The 7,175-nt window shown below is 34.7% G+C and carries 9 protein-coding genes; 6 read left to right on the top strand and 3 right to left on the bottom strand.

Annotated features, from left to right (window positions below):
• Positions 1–138: 138 nt before the first annotated feature.
• From FLAPXU55_RS10245 to FLAPXU55_RS10235, 3 genes are all read right to left on the bottom strand, one after another.
• Positions 139–951: a helix-turn-helix domain-containing protein gene (locus FLAPXU55_RS10245; protein ID WP_180857565.1), complete on the bottom strand. Its 813-nt coding sequence runs from the start codon at positions 949–951 to the stop codon at positions 139–141.
• 304 nt (positions 952–1,255) lie between these two features.
• Positions 1,256–2,134, bottom strand: coding sequence for an oxidoreductase (locus FLAPXU55_RS10240; RefSeq protein WP_180857564.1), 879 nt, complete (start codon positions 2,132–2,134; stop codon positions 1,256–1,258).
• Between the two features lie 290 nt (positions 2,135–2,424).
• Entirely contained in the window at positions 2,425–2,811 is a 387-nt protein-coding gene (locus tag FLAPXU55_RS10235; RefSeq protein ID WP_180857563.1) for a DoxX family protein, read from the bottom strand.
• 170 nt (positions 2,812–2,981) lie between these two features.
• Between FLAPXU55_RS10235 and FLAPXU55_RS10230 the strand changes: the two genes are divergently transcribed.
• From FLAPXU55_RS10230 to FLAPXU55_RS10205, 6 genes are all read left to right on the top strand, one after another.
• Complete coding sequence (locus FLAPXU55_RS10230) at positions 2,982–3,554, top strand: Crp/Fnr family transcriptional regulator (protein ID WP_053472756.1); 573 nt, start codon at positions 2,982–2,984, stop codon at positions 3,552–3,554.
• A 331-nt stretch (positions 3,555–3,885) separates the two neighbouring features.
• Complete coding sequence (locus FLAPXU55_RS10225) at positions 3,886–4,440, top strand: YceI family protein (RefSeq protein ID WP_180857562.1); 555 nt, start codon at positions 3,886–3,888, stop codon at positions 4,438–4,440.
• Positions 4,441–4,445: 5 nt separating this feature from the next.
• On the top strand, positions 4,446–4,664 hold the full coding sequence (locus tag FLAPXU55_RS10220; RefSeq protein WP_012025971.1) for a tautomerase family protein: 219 nt from the start codon (positions 4,446–4,448) through the stop codon (positions 4,662–4,664).
• Positions 4,665–4,668: 4 nt separating this feature from the next.
• Positions 4,669–5,403: an SDR family NAD(P)-dependent oxidoreductase gene (locus FLAPXU55_RS10215; protein ID WP_180857561.1), complete on the top strand. Its 735-nt coding sequence runs from the start codon at positions 4,669–4,671 to the stop codon at positions 5,401–5,403.
• A gap of 73 nt (positions 5,404–5,476) precedes the next feature.
• Positions 5,477–5,854 carry a nuclear transport factor 2 family protein gene (locus FLAPXU55_RS10210; RefSeq protein WP_235992022.1) on the top strand — a complete coding sequence of 126 codons (378 nt, stop codon included), beginning with the start codon at positions 5,477–5,479 and terminating at the stop codon, positions 5,852–5,854.
• A 16-nt stretch (positions 5,855–5,870) separates the two neighbouring features.
• Positions 5,871–6,956: an NAD(P)H-dependent flavin oxidoreductase gene (locus tag FLAPXU55_RS10205; RefSeq protein ID WP_180857559.1), complete on the top strand. Its 1,086-nt coding sequence runs from the start codon at positions 5,871–5,873 to the stop codon at positions 6,954–6,956.
• Positions 6,957–7,175 lie beyond the last annotated feature (219 nt).

The following is a 7,175-nucleotide window of genomic DNA, read 5'->3' as shown; positions in this document are numbered from 1 at the left end:
TCTAAAGGAGGAACGAGAAATCGCACTAGATATTCCACACAGTAATTCTCCAATCTTTGGCGAGTTTCGCGTGCGATTTCTCGTTCCTCGAAATGACAAACCAAGTCAACTTGAAACCTGAAACCTGAAACAAAAAAACTAAACCTTAGAAGGAGGCAACCCAAACTGTTTCTTAAAAGCAAACGAAAAATGCGATAAATCCTCAAAACCTACTTCTAAATAAACTTCCGAAGGTGTTTTTCCTTTTTCTTTAATTTGATAATACGCTTCCTGTAATCTTTTCTGAATGAGCCATCGACTTGGGGAAAGATCAAAAATACGCTGGAAATCTCTTTTAAAAGTAGCCAGACTTCTTCCCGTTAAATAAGCAAAACGATCTAATTGAACATTAAAATGAAAATTCTTTTTCATAAATGCCTCCAAATCAATTTTTCCGGGTTCGTTGAAATCAAATAAAATATCTTTTAATTCCGGATTGCATTGCAGTAAAATCGTAATGGCTTCATTTACTTTTAAAGTCTGAAGATCTTCGGTAATAAGATGATCTTCGTTGATATACGGAATCAGCGAATTCATAAAGCTTTTCAATAACGGCACTTCTTTTAATTGTAAAACCATTTCCGTTTCCGGACTTTTAATTAAACTTGTTTTCTGATTGTATTGTATAGAGTAATCACGAAGTGCTTCCTGAGTCAGATAAATAGAAATAGACTGAAAAGCCGTATTCGGATCAGGTTGTTTGATGAATTTAATGAGCTGATTTCTTCGGATAAATCTAAAATCGCCTGGGTTAAAAACATATTCTTTATTCCCGTTATTTAAAGTCAGAATTCCCGAAATCTGAAAACTCAAAACATGTTGTGCAGCAAATTGCTCGCCTTCGCGATTTTGTGTGTAATAACAGGAATACGCAATAGGCGAGGTTTTCTGATTTATTTTTGAATCGTTCATATCACAAATTTATAAAAATTAAAGTTGGAGAATATTTTAAACACATAGAAACATAGATTATATTCTAAATAAGAGATTTTTAAAAAATCTAGATTTTCACACATAGTTTTGTGTTTTAAACAAAAAACTTAAAATAATTTTTCCCGCAGATTTAGCAGATCAAGCAGATTTTTTTTTATTTAATCTGTGTAATCTGCAAAATCTGCGAGAGAGTATCAAACTATGTTTGTTCAAAACAAGTGAAACGCCTTTATAGACAAAGAAAAACTATGTCCCTATGTGTTTCATTAACCATTGATAATGCTTATTTCTTACCAGTATACCATTTTCCCTGAGCTGAATCAAAAAAACTTCCAGAATCTTCATGATCTGTAGACAAACTTACATTCATCCATTTCTCCATTTCTTCCGTTCTGTTTTTATCAGCATTTTGTAAAATTCCAATTGCTTCACTTCCCAAAACAAGATGTACAGGCGGATTTGGATGTGAAGCCAGATCAACCATCACTTTAGCCGCTTTTTCAGGATCTCCAACCGGAACAAAATTTCCACCTTTAAAGAAATCGGTACGTTGTTTCACCATTTCATAGCCTTCAATATCTTCGGCATACGTCATCGATGCGCCTGCCCAATCCGTGCGGAATCCGCCTGGTTCAACGCTCGTAACCAAAATTCCAAGCGGAGCAACTTCTTTGGCCAAAGCCTCAGTAAATCCGCCTAAACCAAATTTCGCAGCCTGATACATTGTTAAACCCGGATTCCCAACACGTCCGCCAACAGAACTGATTTGTAAAATTCGGCCAAAACCTTGTTTACGCATAAAAGGCAGAACGGCGCGTGTAATTTCAATAGGCGCATATAAATTAGTTTCTAACTGACTTCTAACTTGTTCACTTGTATACGCTTCTGCAGCACCAATAATTCCGAATCCGGCATTGTTAACCAATACATCGATTCTTCCGAAATGCTCAACAGCTTTATTTACGGCCTGATGAACTTCATCATAATTGGTAACATCTAATTTTAAAGGCAGAATCTGATCCTGAAATTTTTCTTTTAAATCTTTTAACTGATTAATGTCTCGTGCAGTTGCTGCTACTTTGTCTCCGCTTTCTAAAACTGCTTCAGTAAGATTACGTCCTAATCCTCGAGAGCTTCCTGTAATAAACCATATTTTGTTCATTGTAATTGTGTTTTTAAGTTCATTACAAATTTACGGCGGGAATGAAGGTTATTATTTTGTTGAAAAGCTCAAATTTATTTGTTTTAAGGCTCAAAGGTGTTTTGCCGCGAAGACACAAAGGCGCTAAGTTTTATTTTTGCCACAGATTAAAAGGATTAATGGGATTTTTTTCACGCAGATTTAAAAAGATTTAAGCAGATGTGAGCAGATATTTTTTTAATAATCTGTCCAATCTGCTTAATCTGCGTGAAATAAAACTTAATGCCTTTGTGTCTTTGTGACAAAAAAAATTAACGTGCTGTATAAGTTACACTATATAATCTTCTAAACATTATATAAGTAACACTTACCATCACAAAAGCAATAATAGCATCAATAGTTGCAGGGAAACCTAATACAACTAGTTTTGAAAAGAAAGCGAAAATAATGTCAAAAAATACTCCGGCAAATACCCATTCTTTTAATCGTAATAATTTATTCGGAATTAATAATGTGATGACGCCTGAAACTTTCATTACACCAAGGATGTAAATAAAATGAGCCGGATAACCTAGAAGCTGTGTAATTTCCCAAACCAATTTGTTGGTTGTCAATTCAAAAAATCCGCTGGCACCAAACCATAAAGAAGTTAAAATAATTCCTGTCCAATAAATAATTTTTGTTGTTTTTGCATTCATGATTTTAAATTTTAAGTTGTTAAACAGGACAAATTTGCGGCAACAGCAATTGATTTCATATTCAAATTTTGGTGAAACGGACAAATTCAAATCCGAAATAGACAATCAATAAGTTCATTTGATTTTATAACTTTACAAAAGATTTTCAAACCCAATAGTCACCATTTAAAATGGAAGCCAAAACACTTTTAAAAGAACATATCGCCAAAACAGTTTCGCTGACAGAGGAAGAGTTTGATTATTTCTTTTCGCATTTCAAATCCTTATCTTTTAAAAAGGGTCAAACAATTATCAGCGCAGGCGATAAAGTCGATTGTGAGTATTTTGTGATTTCGGGTTGTTTAAAGGCTTTTTATATTAATGATGAAATTAAAATGTACATTTTACAGTTTGCGATGCCAACTTGGTGGACATCTGATTATAATGCACTTTATAACCAAACTCCGGCTGCTATAAATGTGGATTGCATTACGGATGCCGAAGTTCTTTGCCTTTCTAACAGTGACCGCGAAAAACTCTGCGCCGAATTTCATCAGGTGGAACATTTTTTTCGTTGGAGAACTAATAAAGGTTATATCGCTTCTCAAAAAAGACTTTTATCTTTTATGAATAATAATGTCAAAATACGTTACGAAGAACTTTTGGCTTTATATCCTCAATTATACAATTTAGTTCCAAAACATTTAATTGCAGCTTATTTAGGAGTTTCGAGAGAAACTTTGAGCCGACTTTATAATTCTTAGTTTTTTTAGCCCACGGATTTTACGGTTTTTTTTTGTTTTGCGCAGATTTTGTTTCTCGCAGATTTTACAGATTAGCAGATTATTTTATTTGATTTTACCGCTGTAAAAACATAGCCTGTGGTTTCAACCACGGGGATTTAGATTGTGTTTATATATTGCGTCCCTGTGGTTGAAACCACAGGCTATGTTTTTATTCGGTCTCTATAGAAAAACCTTTGCACCTCTGAACCTTTGCCTCTTTGAACCTCCAAAATAAGAATGTGATCTACATCACGTAACCAATTTCCATAGTCGCCGTTCCTTTGTACTGTACTTTTAAATACAACAAAAAATGGAAACAATAAATTTTGAAATCGTAAGCTCAAACAGCAGCGTAGAATGGACTGGTAGAAAAGTTACTGGTGCACATAATGGTACAATTGGTATCAAAAATGGTAATTTCATCTTTAATGATGGAAAAATAAAAGGAGGAAATGTTGTTATCGACACCACTTCCATTAAAATTCTGGATGTAACAGATCCGGCAACGAACACACAATTTGCAGGACACCTTGCATCTGATGATTTTTTCTCTATCGAAAAATTCCCAACAGCGACATTAGATATTTTAAGTGTAAAAGAAATATCAGGCACAACGTATCATCTTGAAGGAAACCTGACTATAAAAGATATCACACATCTTGTTGGGTTTGAAGCACAAGTAAACAATGACAACAATACTCTTTCATTAGGAGGTAAATTGATCATCGATCGTACCAAATACGATATCAAATTCCGTTCAGGAAATTTCTTCAAAGATTTAGGAGACACACTAATCTACAACGACTTTGAGCTAGATTTCAATATCACTGCCGAAGCTGTTTTTACAGGAGAATCTAAAAACTAATTATCATGCCTTACGTAAAAATCGAATTGACCCGCGAAGGAGTAACCCGCGGGCAAAAACAAGAATTAATCAGCGGTATTACCAACCTGATTACAGAAGTATTAAATAAAGATCCGCATTTGACTCACGTTGTGATTCAGGAAATTGAATTAGACGATTGGGGTTATGCAGGAGAACAAGTATCAGTATTAAGAGAAAAAGGCATTACAGCCGATAAAAAATAACATCATGAAAAAACAAACAATAATCGTTACCGGAGCAGCTTCTGGTATCGGAAAAGGAATCGCTAAATATTTCTTGGACAGAGGCGATAATGTGGTTATAAACTCCGTTACAGCATCTTCATTAGAAAAAACATTCAATGAATTTGGCGCAGGCGAAAATCTTGCCCTATTTGCCGGAGATGTAAGCGATAAAAGAACAGGAGAACAACTGGTAAAAATTGCTTTAGAAAAATTTGGTTCTGTAGACGTATTGGTTAATAATGCAGGGATTTTTGCAAGCAAACCATTTTTAGAAGTTGATGAAGTATATTTAGATACATTTTTAAAAACCAATCTAAAAGGAACTTATTTCACTACACAATCTGTGCTTCCGCAAATGCTGAAACAACAAGGCGGTGTTGTAATTAATATCGGAACACCATTAGTAAATCATGGTTTAGGCGGATGGCCGGCTTCGGCTCCAATTGCCAGTAAAGGTGCAATTCATGCTTTAACAATTCAGTTAGCAGCAGAATTTGGAAAACAAAACATTCGTTTCAATACCGTTGCTCCGGGTGTAATTCGTACGCCAATGCACGGAGATAACGCAGATCAAAGTGCCGGTTTGCATTTATTAAACAGAGTAGGAGAGATCGATGATGTTTCTGAAATGGTCTACACAGTTGCTAAAAGCAATTTTATTACCGGATCAATCATAAATGTTGATGGCGGAAAAGGTGCAGGACACAATTTAAATTAAGGTGAAAACTATATTATTAACTGCTTTTATGCTCTGGAGTTTTCAGGGCATAAAAGCTCAAAATACTAGTAAAATGGAAAATCAAATAGAAATTCAGGCTATTACCGATGCAATAGAAAACTATTATTTTAAAGGCATTTATGAAGGTGATGAATTATTGCTTGGCAGTATTTTTCAACCCGGGACATTCCTCTTTGGAGATATAAACGGACAACCGTATTTTAAAACCGTTGATTTGTATTTAGACGGCGTTAAAAACAGACAAAGTCCAAAGGATTCAGGAAAACCTTTTAAAGGTGAAATTCTGCATATAAGCGTTGTAAATTCTATCGCTGTAGCGGAATTAAATGTTAAAATGTACGACTTTAATTATAGGGATTTTTTATCTTTCCATAAGATTAATGGCAAATGGCTTATCGTCAATAAAATGTTGACTGATACCAATAAATAACTTAAATTTTGAAGCTATGTGGTACAATACAAAAGCTAAGGAACTGTTAGGAATTGACTATCCAATTTTGCAAGGCCCTTTTGGGGCTAATTTATCAACGGTAGAATTAACAGCGACGGTTTCAAATCTTGGTGGATTAGGCGGTTACGGTGCATACACTTTAAGTCCACAGGAAATTTACGAAGTAGATAAACAAATAAAAGCAGCTACAGATAAACCATATAACATTAATCTTTGGGTTTCAGATCATGATATTCCGGATGGAGGTTTAACCAATGAACAATTTGAAAAAACAAAAGCCCTTTTTAAACCGTATTATGACGAAGTTGGAATTCCGTTACCGGAAAAACCAGCGCCGTTTCAATCAAGATTTGAAAACCAGTTACAAGTTATTTTAGATGTTAAACCAAAGGTTTTTAGCTTTATGTTTGGCGTTCCTTCAGATGATGTTTTAGAGCAGTTTAGAAGATTAGGAATTGTTACTGTTGGTGCTGCTACAACACTTGATGAAGCCATTTTTCTGGAAAGTAAAGGAGTTGATATGATTATCGCTTCGGGTTTTGAAGCAGGCGGACACCGTCCTTCTTTTTTAACCAATGCCGAAGCATCTGTAACCGGAACTTTTGTTTTACTACAATTAATTCGAGAAAAAATAAAAACACCAATCATCGCAGCTGGCGGAATTGCCGACGGAAAAGGAGTTGCCGCAGCCTTAACATTAGGTGCAAGCGCAGCCCAAATAGGAACCGCTTTTTTAGCTGTCGATGAATCGAATGCATTGCCAATTCACAGAAAAATGTTATTTTCTGATGCTGCAAAATATACAACGCTTTCACGCGCATACACCGGAAGATTAGGTCGAGGCATTACAAGCCGAATTGCAAAAGATATAATTGGAAAAGAATCGAACATTCTGCCTTTTCCATTACAGACTACTTTTATTTCTCCGTTGAGAAAAGCTGCACTCGATCAGCAAAAATGGGATATGATATTATTTTGGGGAGGACAAATTTCGCCAATCTTAAAACATACCAAAGCAAAAGAATTGATGTATTCTTTGATTGAAGAAACTACGGCGCATTTTAATGGATTAAAGTCATAGTTCCTCGGAATGACAAACGGTACGGTAATTTCTGTTTCAATACAAACTCATTTCAAAAACGGAATGAGTTTTTTTATGCTTTTTCTACAGTAAAAAAACAGAATTAGTCAATTTTATTCTATTAAACGTATGAATTTCCATTATAAAACAAGGAATTATTAAAAATTATATCCTGATTTAATTGTTTGAAAATCAATTATTTGTATTTTGTATAAAATG

This window comes from Flavobacterium panici (genome assembly GCF_903819335.1).
Lineage (GTDB): Bacteria > Bacteroidota > Bacteroidia > Flavobacteriales > Flavobacteriaceae > Flavobacterium > Flavobacterium panici.
This window is presented reverse-complemented; position numbering and strand designations above follow the sequence as displayed.